Annotated in this window: 27 protein-coding genes and 1 tRNA gene; 21 read left to right on the top strand and 7 right to left on the bottom strand. The window is 31.2% G+C overall.

Annotated features, from left to right (window positions below; all coding sequences use genetic code 11):
• The first annotated feature begins 3 nt into the window (after positions 1-3).
• The gene (locus tag AX016_RS11470; protein ID WP_100895742.1) at positions 4-1,713 is read left to right on the top strand and encodes a sodium:solute symporter; all 1,710 of its coding nucleotides are present in this window, start codon (positions 4-6) and stop codon (positions 1,711-1,713) included.
• Positions 1,714-1,787: 74 nt separating this feature from the next.
• On the opposite strand, the gene AX016_RS11465 is transcribed toward AX016_RS11470, so the two are convergent.
• Together AX016_RS11465 and AX016_RS11460 are read right to left on the bottom strand one after the other, a co-directional pair.
• Positions 1,788-2,633, bottom strand: coding sequence for a DUF2911 domain-containing protein (locus tag AX016_RS11465; RefSeq protein WP_100895741.1), 846 nt, complete (start codon positions 2,631-2,633; stop codon positions 1,788-1,790).
• A gap of 112 nt (positions 2,634-2,745) precedes the next feature.
• Positions 2,746-3,591, bottom strand: a complete 846-nt coding sequence (locus tag AX016_RS11460) for a secretion protein (RefSeq protein ID WP_100895740.1) — start codon at positions 3,589-3,591, stop codon at positions 2,746-2,748.
• A 187-nt stretch (positions 3,592-3,778) separates the two neighbouring features.
• On the opposite strand from AX016_RS11460, the gene AX016_RS11455 reads away from it, so the two are divergent.
• The 13 genes from AX016_RS11455 (at position 3,779) to AX016_RS11395 (ending at position 12,034) form a co-directional block, all read left to right on the top strand.
• Complete coding sequence (locus AX016_RS11455) at positions 3,779-4,438, top strand: TetR family transcriptional regulator C-terminal domain-containing protein (protein WP_100895739.1); 660 nt, start codon at positions 3,779-3,781, stop codon at positions 4,436-4,438.
• Positions 4,439-4,441: 3 nt separating this feature from the next.
• Positions 4,442-5,752, top strand: coding sequence for an ABC1 kinase family protein (locus AX016_RS11450; RefSeq protein ID WP_100895738.1), 1,311 nt, complete (start codon positions 4,442-4,444; stop codon positions 5,750-5,752).
• Between the two features lie 4 nt (positions 5,753-5,756).
• Positions 5,757-6,371 (top strand): flavin reductase family protein, encoded by a 615-nt coding sequence (locus tag AX016_RS11445; protein WP_100895737.1) that lies wholly within the window; start codon positions 5,757-5,759, stop codon positions 6,369-6,371.
• A 4-nt stretch (positions 6,372-6,375) separates the two neighbouring features.
• Positions 6,376-7,797, top strand: a complete 1,422-nt coding sequence (locus tag AX016_RS11440) for an SDR family oxidoreductase (RefSeq protein ID WP_100895736.1) — start codon at positions 6,376-6,378, stop codon at positions 7,795-7,797.
• Positions 7,798-7,799: 2 nt separating this feature from the next.
• Entirely contained in the window at positions 7,800-8,075 is a 276-nt protein-coding gene (locus tag AX016_RS11435) for a TIGR03643 family protein (protein ID WP_100895735.1), read from the top strand.
• Positions 8,076-8,134: 59 nt separating this feature from the next.
• Positions 8,135-8,821: a GTP cyclohydrolase I FolE gene (gene folE, locus AX016_RS11430; RefSeq protein ID WP_100895734.1), complete on the top strand. Its 687-nt coding sequence runs from the start codon at positions 8,135-8,137 to the stop codon at positions 8,819-8,821.
• A gap of 4 nt (positions 8,822-8,825) precedes the next feature.
• Positions 8,826-9,047 carry a hypothetical protein gene (locus tag AX016_RS11425; RefSeq protein WP_100895733.1) on the top strand — a complete coding sequence of 74 codons (222 nt, stop codon included), beginning with the start codon at positions 8,826-8,828 and terminating at the stop codon, positions 9,045-9,047.
• 96 nt (positions 9,048-9,143) lie between these two features.
• The gene (locus AX016_RS11420; protein WP_100895732.1) at positions 9,144-9,827 is read left to right on the top strand and encodes an SDR family NAD(P)-dependent oxidoreductase; all 684 of its coding nucleotides are present in this window, start codon (positions 9,144-9,146) and stop codon (positions 9,825-9,827) included.
• Positions 9,828-9,842: 15 nt separating this feature from the next.
• Positions 9,843-10,376, top strand: a complete 534-nt coding sequence (locus AX016_RS11415) for a glutathione peroxidase (protein ID WP_232732619.1) — start codon at positions 9,843-9,845, stop codon at positions 10,374-10,376.
• 3 nt (positions 10,377-10,379) lie between these two features.
• Positions 10,380-10,565 (top strand): Lacal_2735 family protein, encoded by a 186-nt coding sequence (locus AX016_RS11410; protein ID WP_100895730.1) that lies wholly within the window; start codon positions 10,380-10,382, stop codon positions 10,563-10,565.
• A complete protein-coding gene (locus AX016_RS11405; protein ID WP_100895729.1) occupies positions 10,552-11,013 on the top strand; it encodes a TspO/MBR family protein in 462 nt (153 codons plus the stop codon). Before AX016_RS11410 ends, AX016_RS11405 begins: the two co-directional genes overlap by 14 nt.
• Positions 11,014-11,015: 2 nt before the next feature.
• Entirely contained in the window at positions 11,016-11,483 is a 468-nt protein-coding gene (locus tag AX016_RS11400) for an SRPBCC family protein (RefSeq protein WP_100895728.1), read from the top strand.
• A gap of 119 nt (positions 11,484-11,602) precedes the next feature.
• Positions 11,603-12,034: a hypothetical protein gene (locus AX016_RS11395; RefSeq protein ID WP_100895727.1), complete on the top strand. Its 432-nt coding sequence runs from the start codon at positions 11,603-11,605 to the stop codon at positions 12,032-12,034.
• A gap of 6 nt (positions 12,035-12,040) precedes the next feature.
• Here AX016_RS11395 and murA read toward each other — a convergent pair whose 3' ends face one another.
• From murA to AX016_RS11380, 3 genes are all read right to left on the bottom strand, one after another.
• Positions 12,041-13,348, bottom strand: coding sequence for a UDP-N-acetylglucosamine 1-carboxyvinyltransferase (gene murA / locus AX016_RS11390; protein ID WP_100895726.1), 1,308 nt, complete (start codon positions 13,346-13,348; stop codon positions 12,041-12,043).
• Positions 13,349-13,363: 15 nt separating this feature from the next.
• Positions 13,364-14,023, bottom strand: a complete 660-nt coding sequence (locus AX016_RS11385) for a DUF4290 domain-containing protein (RefSeq protein ID WP_100895725.1) — start codon at positions 14,021-14,023, stop codon at positions 13,364-13,366.
• A 103-nt stretch (positions 14,024-14,126) separates the two neighbouring features.
• Positions 14,127-14,414, bottom strand: a complete 288-nt coding sequence (locus AX016_RS11380) for a DUF493 family protein (RefSeq protein WP_100895724.1) — start codon at positions 14,412-14,414, stop codon at positions 14,127-14,129.
• A 95-nt stretch (positions 14,415-14,509) separates the two neighbouring features.
• Here AX016_RS11380 and AX016_RS11375 point away from each other — a divergent pair, with 95 nt between their 5' ends.
• The 5 genes from AX016_RS11375 to AX016_RS11355 all read left to right on the top strand — a co-directional run bounded on the left by AX016_RS11375 (position 14,510) and on the right by AX016_RS11355 (position 19,022).
• The gene (locus AX016_RS11375) at positions 14,510-15,052 is read left to right on the top strand and encodes an AAA family ATPase (protein WP_100895723.1); all 543 of its coding nucleotides are present in this window, start codon (positions 14,510-14,512) and stop codon (positions 15,050-15,052) included.
• The gene (locus tag AX016_RS11370; protein WP_100895722.1) at positions 15,052-16,950 is read left to right on the top strand and encodes a RecQ family ATP-dependent DNA helicase; all 1,899 of its coding nucleotides are present in this window, start codon (positions 15,052-15,054) and stop codon (positions 16,948-16,950) included. Before AX016_RS11375 ends, AX016_RS11370 begins: the two co-directional genes overlap by 1 nt.
• Before the next feature lies 1 nt (position 16,951).
• Positions 16,952-17,899, top strand: coding sequence for a methionyl-tRNA formyltransferase (gene fmt / locus AX016_RS11365; protein ID WP_100895721.1), 948 nt, complete (start codon positions 16,952-16,954; stop codon positions 17,897-17,899).
• A 176-nt stretch (positions 17,900-18,075) separates the two neighbouring features.
• Positions 18,076-18,348 carry an HU family DNA-binding protein gene (locus tag AX016_RS11360; protein ID WP_072302490.1) on the top strand — a complete coding sequence of 91 codons (273 nt, stop codon included), beginning with the start codon at positions 18,076-18,078 and terminating at the stop codon, positions 18,346-18,348.
• A gap of 113 nt (positions 18,349-18,461) precedes the next feature.
• Complete coding sequence (locus tag AX016_RS11355; protein WP_100895720.1) at positions 18,462-19,022, top strand: YqgE/AlgH family protein; 561 nt, start codon at positions 18,462-18,464, stop codon at positions 19,020-19,022.
• On the opposite strand, the gene AX016_RS11350 is transcribed toward AX016_RS11355, so the two are convergent.
• Positions 19,019-19,864: an aminotransferase class IV gene (locus AX016_RS11350; protein WP_100895719.1), complete on the bottom strand. Its 846-nt coding sequence runs from the start codon at positions 19,862-19,864 to the stop codon at positions 19,019-19,021. The genes AX016_RS11355 and AX016_RS11350 overlap by 4 nt on opposite strands.
• A 54-nt stretch (positions 19,865-19,918) precedes the next feature.
• Entirely contained in the window at positions 19,919-20,302 is a 384-nt protein-coding gene (locus tag AX016_RS11345) for an START-like domain-containing protein (RefSeq protein ID WP_013622743.1), read from the bottom strand.
• Between the two features lie 138 nt (positions 20,303-20,440).
• Here AX016_RS11345 and AX016_RS11340 point away from each other — a divergent pair.
• Both AX016_RS11340 and AX016_RS11335 read left to right on the top strand, forming a co-directional pair.
• Positions 20,441-20,514 (top strand) — tRNA-Met (locus tag AX016_RS11340).
• A 180-nt stretch (positions 20,515-20,694) separates the two neighbouring features.
• Entirely contained in the window at positions 20,695-21,036 is a 342-nt protein-coding gene (locus AX016_RS11335; RefSeq protein WP_100895718.1) for a rhodanese-like domain-containing protein, read from the top strand.
• Positions 21,037-21,050: the final 14 nt, after the last annotated feature.

The raw sequence follows: 21,050 nt of genomic DNA, 5'->3' as shown, positions 1-21,050 counted from the left end.
AATATGGCTAGTATAGATTGGTACTTACTTATAGGAACATTATTATTTATTGTTGGCTTTGGGGTATATAAAACAAAAGGAAGTAAAAATGTAAACGATTACGTTTTAGGAGGAAACCAGTCAAAATGGTGGACAATTGGACTCTCTGTAATGGCTACACAAGCCAGTGCAATTACATTTTTATCTACACCAGGACAAGCATACCACGACGGTATGGGCTTTGTTCAGTTTTACTTTGGTTTGCCTTTAGCTATGGTGGTTATATGTATGGTATTTGTACCATTATACCACAAATTAAAAGTTTATACAGCTTATGAGTTTCTAGAAAACAGGTTTGATGTTAAAACTAGAACGTTAGCAGCATTTTTATTTTTAATTCAGCGTGGTTTGGCCGCTGGTATTACCATTTATGCTCCGTCTATAATATTATCTGCTGTACTTGGTTGGGATTTAAGAATATTAAATATTTTAATTGGTATTTTGGTAATTATATACACTGTTTCTGGTGGTACAAAAGCAGTAAGTGTTACCCAAAAACAACAAATGTTTATAATAATGCTGGGAATGTTTGTTGCATTTTACTTTATTTTAGATTACCTACCAGATGATATTACGTTTAGCAAAGCCTTAAAAGTTGCTAGTGCAAGTGATAAATTAAATATTTTAGATTTTAGTTTAGACACTCAAAGTAGATATACTGTTTGGAGCGGGCTAACAGGCGGATTTTTCTTGTTTATGTCTTACTTTGGTACAGACCAAAGTCAGGTACAGCGTTACTTGTCTGGTAAATCTGTAAGAGAGAGTCAACTTGGCTTAATTTTTAATGGTATTTTAAAAATACCAATGCAATTCTTTATTTTATTGGTAGGTGTAATGGTTTTTGTTTTTTATCAATACAACTCATCACCTCTAAACTTTAATCCTGCAGCTACTTCTAAAGTAGAAAATTCTGTTTACGCAGAAGATTACAAACTATTAGAAAAAGAACATAAGGTAATTGCAGAACAAAGAGTAATTATACAAAACAAATTATCTGAAGCATTAGACAATAACAATACAGCAGCGCAAACTAATGCTAAAAACAAAATTATTGCTTTAAATGCTAAAGAAAAACTAGGTAGAGATGCCGCAAAAACATTAATTACACAAGCAGATGCCTCTGTAGAAACCAATGATACAGATTATGTATTTATTCATTTTATACTAAACTACCTACCACAAGGTATTATTGGTCTTTTGTTAGCGGTAATATTATCTGCTGCTATGTCTTCTACTGCATCAGAATTAAATGCTTTAGGCACCATAAGCGCCTTAGATATTTATAAAAGAAGTATTAAACAAGGACAAACAGAAGAACACTATGTTAAAGCTTCAAAAGTACTTACTTTAATTTGGGGTATTATAGCCATTTTAATTGCCTGTGTTGCTAGCTTGTTTGATAATTTAATACAACTAGTAAACATTATAGGATCTATATTTTACGGTAATGTATTAGGAATATTTTTACTGGCATTCTTTTTTAAATATGTTAAGGGTAATGCTGTATTTGTTGCTGCAATTATAACTCAAGTAATAGTAATTATTGGCTGGTGGTTAGACTGGATGTCTTACCTATGGTTAAATGCTTTTGGCTGTGCTTTAGTTGTATCTATTGCTATGCTTTTAGAAGGTTTTGACAGAATGATGAAAACCGAAAATGAAATGAAAATATAACAAACAACTAGACGATATAAAAAAAGCCCGTAAAACAATTGTTTTACGGGCTTTTACTATTTTAAAAACAGAGCTTATTTTGCTCCCCACTCTTTTAAAGAATCTTCATTCATTTTAACGTAGTCTGCGTTACCAGCCGCTTTAGAACCAACTAAAGATTTTTTAGCTGTCTCAATAGCTTTTTTCTTATCTCCTGCTTTAGCGTAAATTAAAGATAATTGTCTTAATTGGTAAAATGCAGGTTTCTCCATCATACTCATAGCTTTTTCCATCCAAGTTTTTGCTTGGTTAATATCTTTACCAGATTCTTTGTAATATACAGCAGCTGCATAATAATCTTGTGCGCTAGGACCATTCATAGTTTTTGCAATAGCAGCAGAAACAGTTTTATCTGTAGGAACTTCAAATTTAGCACCTACATATACATCTTCCCATAAAATACCCAATACAGCAGAACCAGAAGTTAAATCGTCAAAAGTCATTGTAAAAGTTTCTATTTTCATTGGCATTTTTACAACATCTGCTTTAATTGTAGCAGCAACTTTAGACTGGTCCCACTCTCTTGGTGTTCCCCAGTTATTTGTATCTGCGTAAAATATTACTTCCCAAGAAGTTTCTCCTGGCTTAGTAAATATAGCGTAAGAACCAGCTTTTACTTCTTTACCGCCAATAGTTACATTATTACTAAATGTAATAACAGTATTTTTATTAGCTCCCGTTCTCCATAATTTAGAAAAAGGTACTAGATTACCAAAAACTTCTCTACCTCTTGCAGATGGTCTAGAATACTCTAAAGTAACATCTGTTAAACCTACTTTTTGTTCCATTTTAGTAAACGGACTTGGCTGTGGTGTTTCAATCTGTGCTTGTACTCCTGTTAAAGCAAACACTGCAATTAATACTAATGCAATTTTTTTCATTTTGTTTGTAGTTTATTAAGTTTCCTCAAAATTAAGGTACACACACTCCTTTAAATGTTAACAAAATCTTAAATTTTAAGAGCTCAAATTAGATGAAAAAATACTGTTTAAGCTATTTTAGCTTATAAATACTTGCATTAGCCCCTAGTTTTGTAAAAGATTCTGAAGATAAATAATATGTATCATCATTAAACTTTGTAATTCCTTCTATTTGAGCAAAACCTATTTCTAATGGTGTTTTTTTAACTGTACCTGCAAATAAATTAGATGCTGTACTATTTTCTATTTCTATTACAAATGGCAACATAAACATATTGTAACCAACTAAAACAATCTTGTTATTACTATTGTTATATGTTGCTCCTGTTACCATACCGTTTGTATTATATTTCCCTACTTTAGATGCTATGTGTTTGCCTGGTTTTGCAGGTATTTTATAAGCAACAGTACCTTTAGACCTCCATTGCTTTGTTAAAATATACAGCTCCCCTCCTTTGTAAAAAAGAGATTCCGCATCATAATTACTTCTACTTTTTCGTGTATTACTTGTTTTATCAGAATAGTTAAAGTAAATTTTTTCTGCAGTAACCTTATCTAATGACTTTAGGTCTTTTTTAGCTATTCTATAAATAACAAGATCTTCTCTATCTCCCCAATAATTTCCAAAATCGCCAACATATACATAGTCTTTATCTTGTGTAATGTCTTCCCAGTCTATATTCTTTGCGTTTATTACCTCTACTTTTTTTTCAACCTTAAAACTGTTTTTATTCAAAAAATATAAAGTTGGTGTGTTACCAGAATCGTTGTGTGTAATTAATAAATCATTGTATAGTATTAATCCGGAAGATTCTGATACAGCCTCTGGCAAAACCCCTACCAACGAGCTACTAAACTGTCCAAAAATTAGACCTGCAGTTAAGGCAGACACATATATGAGTATTATTTTAATCTTCATTAGTAGATACTTAATTTTTAATAAAATGCAAAGCTAAGGGTAACAATTAAAACATTATATATATTTAAGTAAACACTAACATTTAGGTAAATAAAACCCTGTAAAACAGGTATAATTATATTTTTGTCTAATCTTTAACTAAAATAGTTAGACATTTTTGTATCTTTGTTTTAGAAATAAAGAAATTATGGCAAAGAAAAAGAATGTAACAGCAGAGGATATTATCAGTTTTTATATGGATTTTGTACTAGAAAACGAAAAGCAACCGTCTTCTGTCTATAAATTTTCTAAAATTAATAATTTTGAAGAATCCATTTTTTACAACTTCTTTAATTCCTTTGATACCTTAGAAAAACACATATTTAACGCTTTTTATAATCATACTATCAAAGCTTTAGAAACAGACCAAGCTTATAGCGAGTTTGACAGTAGAACTAAACTTCTAAGTTTTTATTATACCTTTTTTGAAATGCTAACTGCTAATAGAAGTTATGTAGTTTATGCTTTAAATAAACACAAAAACAAATTAAAATCTGTAAGTATGTTGTCTAATCTTAAAAATAGTTTTAGCGACTATATTACTGGTTTAGATATAGATACAATTGATTTAAAGCAGGAAAAATTAGAGAAAATTCAGCAAAAAACATTAAAAGAATCTGCTTGGATACAGTTGTTAATTACAATTAAATTTTGGTTAGATGATACTTCTTCATCTTTTGAAAAAACAGATATTTTTATCGAAAAAAGCGTTAACACTACGTTTGACCTACTAGATACCAAACCCTTACAAAGCATTATAGATCTAGGAAAGTTTATTTATAAAGAAAAAATTAATATGAACTTGTAGCCTATGAAAACTATAGACAAAATACCTACATCTAAAATACAACGTGCCAGCAAATTAGTTACTACTGGTGCTAAAGTTGGTGTTAATTACCTTAAATATTATGGTGATAAGCTAACTAAAACAGAAATAGAAGCAAAAGAACGCCTAAATAAGAACAATGCTGAGGATATTTACGATAGTCTAAAGCAATTAAAAGGTAGTGCGCTAAAAGTAGCACAGATGCTAAGTATGGAAAAAAGCATATTGCCACAGGCATATGTAGAAAAATTTTCTTTAGCTCAGTTTTCTGTTCCCCCTTTGTCTGCTCCTTTAGTACAAAAAACATTTAAAAAATACTTTGGTAAAACACCAAATGAAATATTTGACACTTTTAATGTTAACTCTGTAAATGCAGCTAGTATTGGACAAGTACATTATGCTGAAGCTAATGGTAAAAAATTAGCGGTTAAAATTCAGTATCCTGGTGTAGCAGATAGCATTTCTACAGATTTAGCTATGGTAAAACCTATAGCTATTAAAATGTTTAATATAAAGGGTAAAGACTCTGATAAGTATTTTGCTGAAGTAGAAAACAAACTAATAGAAGAGACCAATTACTTGCTAGAAATAAAGCAAAGCAAGGAAATGGCAAAAGCTTGCGAACACATACCAAACTTAAAGTTTCCGCAGTATTATGAGCAATTTTCATCGGAACGTATTATTTCTATGGATTGGATGGTTGGTGAGCATTTGAGCGAGTTTACAGCCCATAATACAGACCAAGAAAAAGCAGATAAAATAGGGCAAGCATTATGGGATTTTTATATGTACCAAATGCACGTGTTACGTAAAGTACACGCAGATCCTCATCCTGGCAATTTTTTAATTTCTAAAGAGATTGAGCTAATTGCTTTAGATTTTGGATGTATTAAAGAAGTGCCTACAAACTTTTACGTACCCTATTTTGAGTTGGCTAAACCAGAGGTTATTAATAATCCTGTATTATTTTCTCAGAAAATGCACGAATTAGAAATTTTAAAAGAAGATGACTCTAAAGAAGAAATTGCCTTCTTTTCTGATCTTTTTTATGAGATGTTAAGCCTGTTTACAAAACCTTTTCATAATGATACGTTTGATTTTTCTGACCCAGTTTTCTTTAATCAAATTGCAGAATTAGGAGAAAAATATAGTAAAAGTACAGAACTACGTAAAATGAACGGAAACAGAGGTTCTAAGCACTTTATTTACATTAACAGAACATTTTTTGGACTGTATAATTTAATGTTCGATTTAAAATCAAAAAACATTAAAATCAATAATTATCTATCTCTTTAAGTAAATGATAAAATATACTAATGACAATATAAAAGAGCTAGAGCATTTATTTAAAATTAATTTGATAAATAGTGCCTCGGGCTATAAGTCTGCCAATTTAATTGGTACTAAGTCTGTTAACGGACAAGAAAATATTGCAGTATTTAGCTCTGTTATTCATTTAGGTTCTAACCCTGCTTTATTAGGCTTTATTTGTAGACCAACTACTGTACCTAGACATACTTATAAAAATATTAAGGAAACAAAAATATACACCATTAATCATATACATCAGGATATTTTAGAAGATGCTCACCACACTTCTGCCAAATATCCAGAAGAGGTATCAGAATTTACAAAGACTAAATTAGTACCAGAGTATAAAGACAATTGTATTGCTCCATTTTTAAAAGGTGCTCCAGTACAATTAGAACTCAAGTTTATAGAAGAAATGCCTATAGCTGCTAACAATACTATTTTGGTTATTGGTGAAATAATGAATTTATATGTTAATGAAGACCTTTTACAAAAAGATGGATTAATAGATTTAACAAAAGGGAAAGTAGCTGCAATTAATGGCCTAGACGCCTATGCGGTTCCTAAAACAAACAAAAGATTTACATACCAAAGACCAAAATAAATAAATGAAAATACTAGTAACAGGTACAACAGGCTACATAGGCAAAAGACTAGTGCCCCTTTTAATAGAAGAAGGGCATAATGTTGTATGCGCTGTTAGAGACAAGTTACGTGCAGAAGAATGGTATAAAAACGAGCCCCTAATTACTGTTGTAGAAGCAGATTTTTTACAAGAAAATACGCTTTCTAATATTCCTAAAGATATAGACATTGCTTATTATTTAATACACTCTATGTCTAATTCCTCAAATAATTTTAAATCTTTAGAGGAGCAATGCGCCATAAATTTTAAAAAGTATATTGAAGGTACAAATACGCAACAAGTAATATATTTAAGCGGAATAACAAATGACCCTAAATTGTCTATGCATTTATCTTCAAGAAAATTGGTTGAAGAAACTTTAGCTTCTAAAAAATATGCATTAACAACCTTTAGAGCTGGTATTATTGTAGGTTCTGGTAGTTCTTCTTTTGAAATTATTAGAGATTTAGTAGAAAAATTACCTGTAATGATTGCTCCTAAATGGTTAGATACTAAAACACAACCGTTAGCAGTAAGAGATGTGTTATTATTTTTATCTAAAGCCATATTAAAAAAAGAAATTTACAACAAAGGAATAGATATTTTTGGACCAAATGTACTTACATATAAACAAATGTTATTACAATTTGCAGCAGTAAGAGGCTTAAAAAGAAGCATTATTACCGTGCCTGTAATGACACCTAAATTATCATCATACTGGTTGTATTTTGTAACATCAACATCATACAAACTAGCCTCTACCCTAGTAAAGAGTATGGGAGTAGAAATTATAGGTAAACCAAGTGATATTAATTCAATTTTAAACATAGAACCAATTAGCTACAAAGAGGCAGTAGAATTGGCTTTTGAAAAAATAGAACAAAATAGTATAGTATCTAGCTGGAAAGATTCTCTTGTTAGTAGTGGTAGACTTAAAGGTAACTTACATAAATATGTAAATGTGCCTAAATACGGTTGTTTTACAGATTATAAAGAGCGTAAGGTTACAGATAAAAATAAGACTATTAATAAAATTTGGGCTATAGGAGGATCTACAGGATGGTATTACGGCACTATTCTTTGGAAATTTAGAGGTTATTTAGATAAGTTATTTGGTGGTATAGGCTTGCGTAGAGGAAGAACTAGCACTACAGATTTAAGTGCAGGTGATGCTTTAGATTTTTGGCGTGTTATTTATGCTGATAAAGAACAACAAAAATTGTTATTATATGCAGAAATGAAATTACCTGGAGAAGCTTGGCTAGAGTTTAAAATTGAAGATAATGTACTTAAACAAACAGCCACCTTTAGACCAAGAGGTTTGGGAGGTAGATTATACTGGTACAGTGTTTTACCTTTTCATATATTTATTTTTAACGGAATGATAAACAAATTAGTAGCATAAAAATGAGTTTAACCACACTACAAATAGACCGTGTAATTGAAATGGCTTGGGAAGACAGAACTACTTTTGATGCTATAAAACATCAGTTTGGCTTGTCTGAAAAAGAAGTAATAACAATTATGCGCACAGAAATGAAACCTAGCAGTTTTAAAATGTGGCGTAAAAGAGTGCAAGGGCGCAAAACCAAGCACGCAAAACTTAGAACTTTTGTTAGCGGACGTTTTAAATGTAGCAGGCAAAAACAAATTACCAATAACACTATAAGCAAAAGATATTAAACAAACTGTTTTATCTAAATAATAAGTGGTTTATTGTAAAAATAATTTTATAAATTATAATGAGTATAGATACTATAAATTTAATGAGTACAACAGATAAGGTTTCTGTAGAGGATATTGGAGATGACCACCTGTTTACAGGTTTAGAAACTCCCTTAAAATCAGATGCTTTTGCGTTATCCGATGAGCAAAAAAAGGAAAAAATAGAAAACCTTTTTGGGCAAATTATGGATGTTATGGGATTAGATTTAACAGATGATTCTCTGCAAGGAACACCAAAACGTGTTGCAAAAATGTATATTGATGAAATATTTTGTGGTTTAAACCCAAAAAATAAGCCAAAAATTGCTTTATTTGAAAATAAATACCAATATAACCAAATACTTGTTGAAAAAAACATTACTTTTTACTCTAATTGTGAGCACCATTTTGTTCCAATTATAGGTAAAGCGCATGTTGCCTACAAATCATCTGGTAACGTAATAGGGTTGTCTAAATTAAACAGAATTGTACAATACTATGCTAAAAGACCACAAGTACAAGAGCGCTTAACCAACCAAATTGGTGTAGAGCTTCAAAAAATATTAAAAACAGAAGACGTTGCTGTTATAATAGATGCAAAACATTTATGTGTAGCATCTAGAGGTGTAAAGGATGACACCTCTACCACAGTAACAGCTTTTTACGGTGGCGAGTTTAATAACGCTACCAAAATAACAGAAATACAAAACTATTTAAAACATTAACAATATGGAGATTATAGATAGAGCATTAGAGTTTGAGAAGAGAAAGATGAAGTCATTATCTAACAGCGAAAGAGTAGAAATTTCTCGCGAAGCTAAATCCCTTATTCTTGAGCTTAATACTATTTACAAAGAAAATAAGGACGAAGAGATTATGGATTTAATGAAGCGCCTTACTGCAATTAAACGTAAAGTAGAAAAAAGGCTAAATATGCAGCCGCTACCATAGTGTTGTTACCATAAAACACCCGTAAATATCTACAAATAATTGGCAAATTTTACTTGTCCAACAGGTATACCTTTGCTCAAATTTAAATAATTATTGATGAAAACTACCGTTATTATTGGTGGTAGCAAAGGAATAGGTTTTGCTATTACAAAAGAACTTATTGCTACCCATAAAGTTGTTGTAATTAGCAGAACTGCGCCAGAATTAGAACATCAAAATCTTAAACATTACACCTGTGATGTGCTTACAGACAATTTACCAGAATTAGAGACTGTAGACAACCTTATTTATTGTCCCGGGAGCATCAATTTAAAACCCATAGGACGCTTAAGCATAGAAGACTTTAAGCAAGATTTTGAAATTAATGTTATTGGTGCAGTAAAAACAATCAAGCATTATTTAAACACTGTAAAAAAGGGAAATGCACCATCTATTACACTATTTAGTACTGTAGCTACAAAATTAGGAATGCCTTACCATGCTAGTGTTGCAACATCAAAATCTGGTGTAGAAGGCCTTGTTAAGTCTTTAGGAGCTGAATTAGCACCTACAGTGCGTGTAAACGCCATAGCACCTACAGTTACAAATACAGATTTAGCAGCTAAGTTACTTCGTAATGATAAAATGATAGAAAACATTAAGGACAGACATCCTTTAAAGCGTTTTTTAGATCCTACAGATGTAGCACATATGGCTAGCTTTCTAATTAGTGAAAAAGCAAGAAGCATTTCTGGTCAAATTTTAGAAGTAGATTGCGGAATTGTAAATTTTAAATTATAAATGAAACAATTAGCTATGATTACATTACTTACTATATTTTCTTCTTGTGCGTCCAAGCAAAAAGCAGAACCTAAAACAAGTATTTACGATATTAAAGTAACTGGTTTAGAGGGCAAACCTATTAATTTATCTGACTTTAAGGGTAAAAAGATACTTTTTGTAAATGTTGCTTCTAAATGTGGATTCACAGGTCAGTATGAAGAACTACAGAAGCTTTATGATACTTACAAAGATAATTTAATGATAATTGGCGCTCCTTGTAACCAATTTGGAAGTCAAGAATCTGGAACTGAAGAGGAAATAAAAACTTTTTGTCAGAGAAACTATGGCGTCACTTTTTTAATGACCGAAAAGTTAAATGTAAAAGGAGATCAACAACACCCTTTATACGCTTGGTTAACTAAAAAAGAATTAAACGGAAACTCTAGCACCTCTGTAAAATGGAATTTCCAAAAGTATTTGGTAGACGAAGAAGGCAAATTTGTAGACTACTACTACTCTACTACAAATCCGCTTAGTAAAAAAATAACAAAGCATTTAACACCATAAATTATGTTTGGATTATTTAAAAAGAAATCACCCATAGAAAAGCTACAAAAGCAATATCAGCAATTAATGAAAGAGTACCACGCTCTTTCTACCAGTAACCGTGGAGCTAGTGATGCCAAATTTGCAGAAGCAGAAGCTATACAAGATAAAATTGCTTTATTAATGAAAAAAACCAATGAAACTAGCTAAATACATTATTCTATTTTTAGTACTAAACTTTGGTGCGCTTGCACTAGGTGTTTTATTAATGGATAATGGTGCACAATCTAATTGGTATTTACAACTAAATAAAGCTCCTTGGACGCCTCCAGGATGGGTTTTTGGTGCAGCTTGGACAATCATTATGGTTTGTTTTTCTATCTACTTGGGAATTTTAGCAAAACTTAGTAAAAATTTTAAGTTTATCTTCTTATTTGTTATTCAGTGGTTTTTAAACGTAGGTTGGAACTTTGCTTTTTTTAATCAACATAATATTAGTATTGGCCTTGTTATAATTACAGCTTTAACTTTTTTAATACTTTATATATCAACTAAATACAAAAACGTTTTAAAATATAAATCACTTTTACTTTTACCCTACATAATTTGGCTGTTTATAGCAACATCTTTAAACGCTTATATCTTAATTTATAACTAAGTATGAAGATTTACACACTACATAAAAAACAAAAACTTCCTATAAGCGTAGAACAGGCTTGGGAGTTTTTATCAAAACCAGAAAATTTAAAAACAATAACTCCAGACTATATGGGATTTATTATATTATCTGGTGCAGACAGGCCAATGTATCAAGGACAAATAATACAATATATTGTTACTCCTGTTTTAGGTATAAAAACCAAATGGGTTACAGAAATTACCCATATGGTAGAGAACAAATATTTTGTAGATGAGCAACGTTTTGGTCCGTATGCGTTATGGCACCATAAACATTTTATAAAAGAGATAGATGGTGGCGTAGAAATGGAAGATATCATAGACTACAAGGTTCCGTTTGGAATTTTAGGACAACTAGTTCAGCCATTTTTAGTTAAACCAAAACTTGAAGAAATTTTTAACTATAGAAAAGAAAAACTAGAAGCTCTTTTTGGAGTGTATAACAAATAGTAGGTAGCATTATATTTCTATTACAATTGTTATTCTGTTTTTTTTGAGTATCTTTTATTTTCGTTTAAATTTTAACAGTATTCCTTTTTTTAAGACTACTGCATTTAAAATAAGTGTAAATGATAGACATACTTAGATTAGTGTTTGAATTTTGTGCTGTAATTGTATTTAGTATGCTACAGCTTATAGTTTATCCTTCTTTAATGTTTTATTCAAGAGAAGAACTAATAAAATGGTATCATTCTGGTAGGGACCGTATATTTATATTTGCTATTATACTAACTCCAGGACACCTAATTACCTCTGTTTTACAACTTATAGACAGACAAAATATGTATACAATAGTTAGCGTTTTATGTATTGCTTTTATGTGGTTTCAGCACATTGTAATTATAGAACCAAAACACGGTAAAATAATAGCAGGAGTAGATTCTTCTGAAGAAATAAGAAAAAGTATAGCAAAACAAAACCTAGTAAGAATAGTTATAATTACATTCTTACTAGGTTGGACTATTTATAATACTATACAAAGTACTACTATGTGGTTATAATAAAAATTATACTCGTGTAATTTTTGCTCCTATAGCTCTTAAACGCTCGTCTATATTTTCGTAACCTCTGTCTATTTGTTCTATATTGTGTATTGTAGATGTTCCTTTTGCAGATAATGCTGCAATTAACAAAGATACACCGGCTCTAATATCTGGAGATACCATAGTTGTAGCCTTTAACGTAGATTTAAAGTCGTGCCCAATTATTGTTGCTCTGTGCGGATCACACAAAATAACTTTTGCCCCCATATCTAGTAACTTATCTACAAAAAATAAGCGACTCTCAAACATTTTTTGATGTATTAAAACTTCTCCTCTTGCCTGTGTAGCAACAACCAAAATAATACTTAATAAGTCTGGTGTTAATCCTGGCCAAGGCGCATCGGATATTGTTAAGATAGAACCATCTATGTAGTTCTGAATCTCGTAACCATCTTTATGCTCTGGTATATAAATATCATCTCCTTTACGCTCTAGTGTAATACCTAATTTTCTAAAAACAGTAGGTATTTGTCCCAAATCGTCCCAACTTACATTTTTAATTGTAAGTTCACTTTTTGTCATAGCTGCAAGACCAATCCAACTACCAATTTCTATCATATCTGGCAACATTCTGTGCTCTGTGCCACCTAGTGCATCTACTCCTTCAATTACTAAAAGGTTAGAACCTACACCTGTGATTTTTGCCCCCATACGGTTAAGCATTTTACACAATTGCTGCAAATACGGTTCACAAGCTGCATTATATATAGTAGTTGTACCCTCTGCTAAAACAGCTGCCATTACTATGTTTGCTGTACCAGTTACAGAAGCTTCATCTAAAAGCATATATGTTCCTTTTAGCTTATCTGCTTCTACACCATAAAAGTATTCTTCTTTATTGTATCTAAACTTTGCTCCTAGGTTAATAAAGCCCTCAAAATGAGTATCTAATCTACGACGCCCAATTTTATCCCCTCCTGGTTTAGGAATATATCCCTTACCAAAACGTGCTAATAGTGGACCTACTAGCATTATAGACCCACGCAAACCACGACCATCTTCTTTAAACTGGTCTGACTGTAAGTAGTCTAGGTTTACATCATCTGCTTTAAACGTATAAGAACCTTTACCTCTTTTTTGAATTTTTACACCCAAATCTTCCAATAAAGCTATAAGTTTATTAACATCTACAATGTCTGGTATATTATTTATTTGCACTTCCTCTGGTGTAAGTAACACCGCGCAAAGTATTTGTAAAGCTTCGTTTTTAGCTCCTTGCGGAGTAATTTCTCCTTGTAGACGTTGACCGCCTTCAATTTTAAATGTCCCCATTTAAGATTCTATTATTTAGTACCGTTTTTTACCTCGGTTGTTGTTATTTCTTTGATTGTTTTTTGAGTTTGTATATCTCGTGTTAGATTTTGCTACTTTGTTCTTTAAAAACTGACCACTATCAGTAAGTACTTCATTTTTTGCAGCTAAATCTATTCTTCCGTCACTCAACTCATATAAATGTTTAAAAATAGCTGTATCATCTACAACATCTTTATTCCAGTTTAAGTAACATTTTTTCATATGGTTTGCAATTGCATACTCTAAACCATCTCTCATATCACCTTTTTCCCACTCTACAGCAACATCAATCATACGTTTAATGTTATTACCGTAAAACCTGTATTTTGGAAAATTTTGAGGATAATCTAATGGCTCTGGACGTTCTTGCAACATTTCCTTTGTTGTAATAGGAAAAGGAGATTCTACATCTAATTTAAAATCTGACATTATAAATAGCTGATCCCAAAGTTTGTGCTGAAAATCTGGTACATCTCTAAGATGAGGCTGCAAATTACCCATTACGCTAATAATAGCCTTAGCTACTTTATTACGCTCCTCTGCATCTTCTATAGATACGGCGTAGTCTACCATTTTTTGAAAATGACGACCATATTCTGGAATAATGAGCTGATCACGCTCAGTATTATACTGTAAGTTTTCTACTAAATTCAAACTAAAAAAGATTTATGCTAATTTATATTCTAAACGTGAAGTTATACGCTTATGTTCTGCAAAGTACTAAAATAAATAAAACAAACACCATTTATGGGTAGTTTTATAAAGATATTACTCCTTTTACCTTACCAACTTCTACATATTTAGCAATAACAGCATCCGGATTTTTCATATTTACAGTAATAGAAACACTTGTATATTTGCCGTTTTTAGACTTTTTAGACTCTATAACTGCTCCTGTATTATTAAAAATCTGTTCTATTTGCTTAAACTTTTCTTCATCTGTAGGAATAATAAATTTATACAGGTAATTAAATGGCCAACTGTTATTTAACTCTAGTTGCTCTTTTAGCCTTGCGTAAAATTCTTCTGGGTTATCTGTATTCATACTTTATTTTTTACAAAGATAATGTAATGCTATATTTTATACTACTTTTTGTGTAGTTCCTATTTTAGTTATCTTTGTTACTTTAATCTAGTATATTGAAACCAAAAAAAATAGTTATTACAGGCGGTCCTAGTACAGGAAAAACAACAGTTATTAATAAGATTGATGCTCTTGGGTACACTTGTTTACACGAGATATCTAGAGATGTTACCTTGGCTGCCAGAGAAGAAGGTATTACACAGCTTTTTTTAACCAATCCTTTGCTTTTTAGCGATAAATTATTAGAAGGACGTGTAAATCAATACCATAACGCTAATAGCTTAGAAAAAGATATTGTTTTTCTAGATCGTGGCGTACCAGATGTTGTTGCCTACTTAAACGGCACAGACATTAAATATGGAGAAAACTACAACCAAGCATGTACAAATACAAAGTACGATGTTATTTTTATTTTTCCACCGTGGGAAGAAATACATTCTAATGACAATGAAAGGTATGAGGATTTTGATGAGGCAAAACGGCTGCACAGTCTACTAGACCAAACATATAGAGATTATGGCTACACACCTATTATTGTACCTACCGGAACTGTAGAGGAACGTACTAACTTTATTTTAAATACTTTAAACATTAGCTAGTGCATAAAAGTCCGCAAGATATTTTACAACAATACTGGGGCTATGCCAGCTTTAGAGGCTCGCAAGAAAAAATTATTACTACTGTTTTAGAGCAAAAAGATGTTTTAGCTTTATTACCTACTGGCGGAGGAAAATCTGTATGCTACCAAGTACCTGCTCTTTTACAAGAAGGCATTTGTATAGTTGTGTCTCCTTTAATTGCTTTAATTGAAGACCAAGTAAATAGTCTTAAAGAAAAAGGCATAAAAGCTTTAGCACTTACTGGCGGTATTTCTTTTGAGGAGGTAAATAACCTTTTAGACAATTGTGTTTTTGGTAATTATAAGTTTTTATACTTATCTCCAGAACGCTTACAACAAGATTTGGTTAAAGAACGCCTATTACAAATGAATGTAAACCTTATTGCTATTGATGAGGCTCACTGTATATCTCAATGGGGAAACGATTTTAGACCTGCTTACCAAAACTGTAGTGTTTTAAGAGATATTTTTCCTATTGTACCTGTAATTGCTTTAACCGCTACAGCTACAAAAAAAGTAGCATCAGACATTGTAGAAAATCTTCAATTTAGAGACTCCTTAATTATAAAAGATTCTTTTTCTAGAGATAATATTACCTACAAGGTTATATGGACAGAGGATAAACTTTATCAATTAAAACAACTTTGTAAAGACAGTAACAACAGTGCAATAGTATACGTTAGAACAAGACGTTTGGCAGAACAAATATCTAACTACCTTAACACAAACGGTTTTTCTACTACATTTTTTCACGGAGGAGTACCCAAAAAAGACAAAAAAACATTACTCACAAATTGGCTTAAAAACAAAACTAAAATTATTGTAGCAACCAATGCTTTTGGTATGGGTATAGATAAACCAGATGTGCGTTTGGTTGTGCATTATCAAATTCCAGATAGTATAGAAAACTACTACCAAGAAGCTGGTAGAGCCGGTAGAGACCAACAAGAGTCTAGCGCCGTTTTAATTTTAAACAAAGAAGATGAAAACCAAGTAAAACAACAGTTTTTAAGTGTTTTACCAGATGTTAAGTTTTTAAAATTATTGTACAATAAGTTAAATAATTATTTCCAGATATCTTATGGTGAAGATACTCAGGAAACGTTTCAACTAAATTTTAATAATTTTTGCAACACCTATAAGTTAAAAGGAATGTTAACATATAATGCTCTAAAAGTTTTAGATCAGCATTCTGTATTAACATTAACAGAAAATTATAACAAGCAGGCAACTGTACAATTTACAGCAACAAAACCAACTTTAAATCAATATTTAAGTACACACCATAAACTAGTGCCAATTATACAAACCCTACTAAGAACATATGGTGGTATTTTTGAGTTTCCAATAAAAATTAACACAGCACTTTTATCTAATAAAATAAATATTGATGAAAACACTATTTTACAAGCGTTAGAAAAATTACAAAAAGATGAAATAATTAATTACACTGCTCAAAATAGCGATTTAGAAATAACTTTTCTTGTACCTAGAGAAGATGACCAAACTATTAATTCGTTCTCTAAAAAAGTAAAAGAGCTACAACAAGTTAAGGTAAATAATATAGAAGCAATACTACAATACATTAATAATGATAGCATTTGCAGAAACGTACAACTCCTTGCTTATTTTGGAGAAAAAAAGAAAAGGTGTGGTAAGTGTGATGTTTGCCTAAGCAAAGGCCCATCTACCAATAGTAGTATTATAGATCTTGTTTCTACAGAAATAATCACAAAATTAAAATCTACTAATTTAAGCTCTAGAGAGTTAATACAACTACTACCCTATAAACAAGAAGTTGTTTTAGAAACACTGCAGTCTTTACTAGAAGATCAAAAAATAGATATAAACACACAAAATAAATATACCCTACAATAATATGAGCAATTTACGCATTGTTTTTATGGGAACGCCAGACTTTGCCGTTACCATTTTAGATAGTTTAGTACAACATAAATATAACGTAGTTGGTGTTATTACTGCTCCAGACAAGCCAGCGGGTCGTGGCAGAAAAATACACACTTCTGCCGTAAAACAATATGCAGAAAAAAACAACCTTAATATATTACAACCAACAAACTTAAAAAATCCAGATTTTGTAGCAGAACTAAAAGCATTAGATGCTAACCTGCAAATTGTGGTTGCTTTTAGAATGTTACCCAAAGTAGTTTGGCAAATGCCTAAATACGGTACATTTAACCTGCATGCTTCTTTATTACCACAATACCGTGGTGCTGCTCCTATTAACTGGGCTATTATAAACGGAGAAACAGAAACAGGTGCTACTACTTTTTTTATTGATGATAAGATTGATACAGGAGAAACTATTCTTCATAAAAAAACAAACATCTCTTCTACAGAAAATGCAGGTACTTTACACGACAGATTAATGCATTTAGGGGCAGAACTTGTTATAGAAACCGTAGAACTAATTGAAAAAGGAAATGTAACTACTAAAAAACAAGAAGATCATAGTAATTTAAAGTTAGCTTACAAAATACACAAAGACACTTGTAAAATAGACTGGACAGCTGATGCCACAAAAACCTACAATCTAATAAGAGGACTTAGTCCTTACCCGGCAGCTTGGACAACCTTATATAATGATGACAACAAAACTGATTTAAAAATTTACGCTACAGAATTAGAAGAAGAAGCTCACAATTTAAAACCGGGAAAATTAATTTTTGATAAAAAAACAATAAAAGTTGCTGTACCTAATGGCTACCTAAAACTACTAGAAATACAACTTTCTGGTAAGCGAAGAATGAAAACTAGCGATGTTTTAAACGGTTTACAATTAAAAGAAACCGCATATTTAGACTAGCTAAGCCCATTTTTAACAGAAAAAGTCGTAGAAAAAGCCCTACTTTATTAACAAACGGTCTTAGTTATTAACAAAATGATGCATTTCCTAGCGATTTACTTGTGTTAACGCTAAATCCATATAAATTTGTTAGAAGAATATAAGTTATTAAAAACAACAATTAATTTAATTTAATTATGAACAAAACAGAATTAATCGATGCTATGGCAGCTGACGCTGGCATCACTAAAGCAGCAGCAAAGAAAGCATTAGAGTCTTTTTTAGGAAACGTAGAAGGATCACTTAAAAAAGGTGGTAGAGTTTCTTTAGTAGGTTTTGGATCTTGGTCTGTAACTAGAAGAGAAGCAAGAGACGGTAGAAACCCACAAACTGGAAAAACTATCAAAATTGCAGCTAAAAACGTTGTTAAATTTAAAGCAGGTACTGAGTTAAGCAACTCTGTAAACTAAGCTTTACATTTTAATATATAAAAAGCGCTTCTATACGTAGAAGCGCTTTTTTTTTGTAGTTATCTTTTATATCTCGTAAAATTTATTTAATTTAATCGTACAAACCCCACTATATGACCATTAATCAACCAAAAAAGGGAAACCTTCTCATAGCAGAACCATCACTAACTGGTGATGTTTCATTTAACAGATCTATTGTTTTATTAGCAGAACACAATACAGACGGATCTGTGGGTTTTATTCTTAATAAACCCTTAGAATATACTATTAACGACCTTGTTGAAGGTATAAAACCGTCATTTAGAGTATATAATGGTGGACCTGTAGAGCAAGACAATTTATACTTTATACATAAAGTGCCGCACCTTATAGAGGGCAGTATAGAAATATCTAATGGTATTTTTTGGGGTGGTGATTTTCAAAAAATAGTAGGTTTAATAAACGATAATACTATTACCCAAAAAGACATTCGTTTTTTTCTAGGTTACTCTGGTTGGGATTCTATGCAGTTAGATTATGAGTTAACTTCTAAATCTTGGATTATTGCTACAAACGAACATAAAAGCTTAATTTTAGAAAAATGCACCAACAACCTTTGGAAAGAAAAAATGGACCAATTAGGAGGTGATTATCTGCTTTGGTCTAACGCACCAGAAAATCCTGCCTTAAATTAAGACAGTCTAGCTACTGCATTTAACTTACCTAGCAAATCTTTAGCTACTGTATTTGTAAATTCCTTTTTTCTGTATTTTGTTATAGACTGTATCCCTGTTATTACATTGGTTACAAATAATTCGTCTGCTTTTTGCAATTCAAAGGGAGATATAGAAGCTTCTTCTAAACTGTAATTTTCTAATTTTTCTAAACTAGCAATTAGTTTTTTTCTTGTAATACCGTTTAAACAACCATCTTTTAATGGTGGTGTTTTTATTGTATCTCCTTTAACTAAGAATAAATTACCATTTAAAGCCTCTACAACTTGTTTTTGGTTATTTAGCAGCAAACAGTTGCTGTAACCATTTTCCTTAGCGTAGATGCTGCCTAAAACGTTTATAATTTTATTGTTAGATTTTAATGTAGATAACAAACCAGAGTTTACATAATGGTCTTTAAATAGCTCTACCTCATAAGCTTCATCAGAATGTATATAAAAAGCATTTTCCAATACTTTAGTCTCTATAATAAAGCTTACATTATTAGTAGTTGGCAAATATAAACCTCCATTGTTTCTAAAAACAGTAAGGCGTATACGCACAGCATTATTTTGTAGGTTATCTGCATTAATAGTTTCTAGAATTTGCTCTTCTAGATATTCCATTGTAAAGTTCATTGGAATTTCCATACGTAAAATACGCATAGACGCCATTAAACGCAGGTAATGATCTTCCCAAAAATAAATTTTTCCGTTTACAACACGTATGCTTTCAAAAAGTGAATCACCATAACGTAATCCCCTGTTTTCTTCATTTAAAAATAAAGTGTTGTTTTCTACTAATTCTCCGTTAAAATTTATCATAAAAAAAGCCTTGAAAAAAATTCAAGGCCAAAGATATTGTTTATTTCATAATTTCTAGGCAGATCCTAAGACTTGTTTTAAACTAGAAATTTGATTTGTCCATAATAACTTCCCTTCTTCTACTTCATCTTCTTCTGCAAAGTCAGAAATAAATAAAGATACATCTGAAGTAATGTCGTCTACTTTAATGCGAAGTTCAAAATAACAATCGTCATCATCATCTTCCCAAGCAAAACGAATAAATTCGTCGCTTTTTTTCTTTAGTAAATTAGCAACTTCTTCAGATCCGTCCCAAATAAAAGTAAATTTCTCTCCTCTTGAGTTAACGTTGTCTGCAAACCATTCTGATAAGCCAGATGGTGTAGATATATATTGGTAAAGCATTTGTGGTGAGGACTGTATCACAAACTCTAGCTCATAGTTAATTTTATCACTCATTCTCGTAATGTTTAGAAAAGGCAATATATATATTTCTGTATGATAAAAAAACTAAAATAGCTATAATATTTTTATCAAAATAAATTTTGATAAACAGAAAAAAGATACATATATTTGCACCCGTTAAAAAAAACACCTGGCGAGGTAGCTCAGTTGGTTAGAGCGTCGGATTCATAACCCGGAGGTCACGAGTTCAACTCTCGTTCTCGCTACAATAAAAGCGATTTAGTTTCTACTAAGTCGCTTTTTTTATTCCCTATTGTTTTAAATAGACCACTTTAAATGCGCATAGTTTAAAACTCAATCTAAACTTTGTAACCTAAGTTACTTACAAAAAGCATAGCATTTTATAATTTTACTATTGTATTTTATGTAACTGCAAATTTTTAACTATGTCTATATTAACATACCTATTTGGATCTAAAGCAAACACAAACAAGGCCATTACAATACTAAATTCTACCGAGTTTAAAAATAAAATAGAGCATACAAATGTGCAACTAATAGATGTAAGAACACCTAATGAATATAAAAACGGACACATTAAGAATGCTATAAATATAGATTTTTTCTCTAGAGATTTTATGTCTAATTTTGATAATCTAAATAGAGATGAAGCTATATACATTTATTGTAGAAGCGGTAGTAGAAGTCGTAAATCTGCAAATAAATTAGCTAGCGTTGGTTTTACCAAAATATACGACTTAAAAGGTGGTATTTTAGGATATAATTAAAGTTTAGATTAAAA

It is taken from the genome of Cellulophaga sp. RHA19 (genome assembly GCF_002813425.1).
Classification (GTDB): Bacteria; Bacteroidota; Bacteroidia; order Flavobacteriales; family Flavobacteriaceae; genus Cellulophaga.
This window is presented reverse-complemented; position numbering and strand designations above follow the sequence as displayed.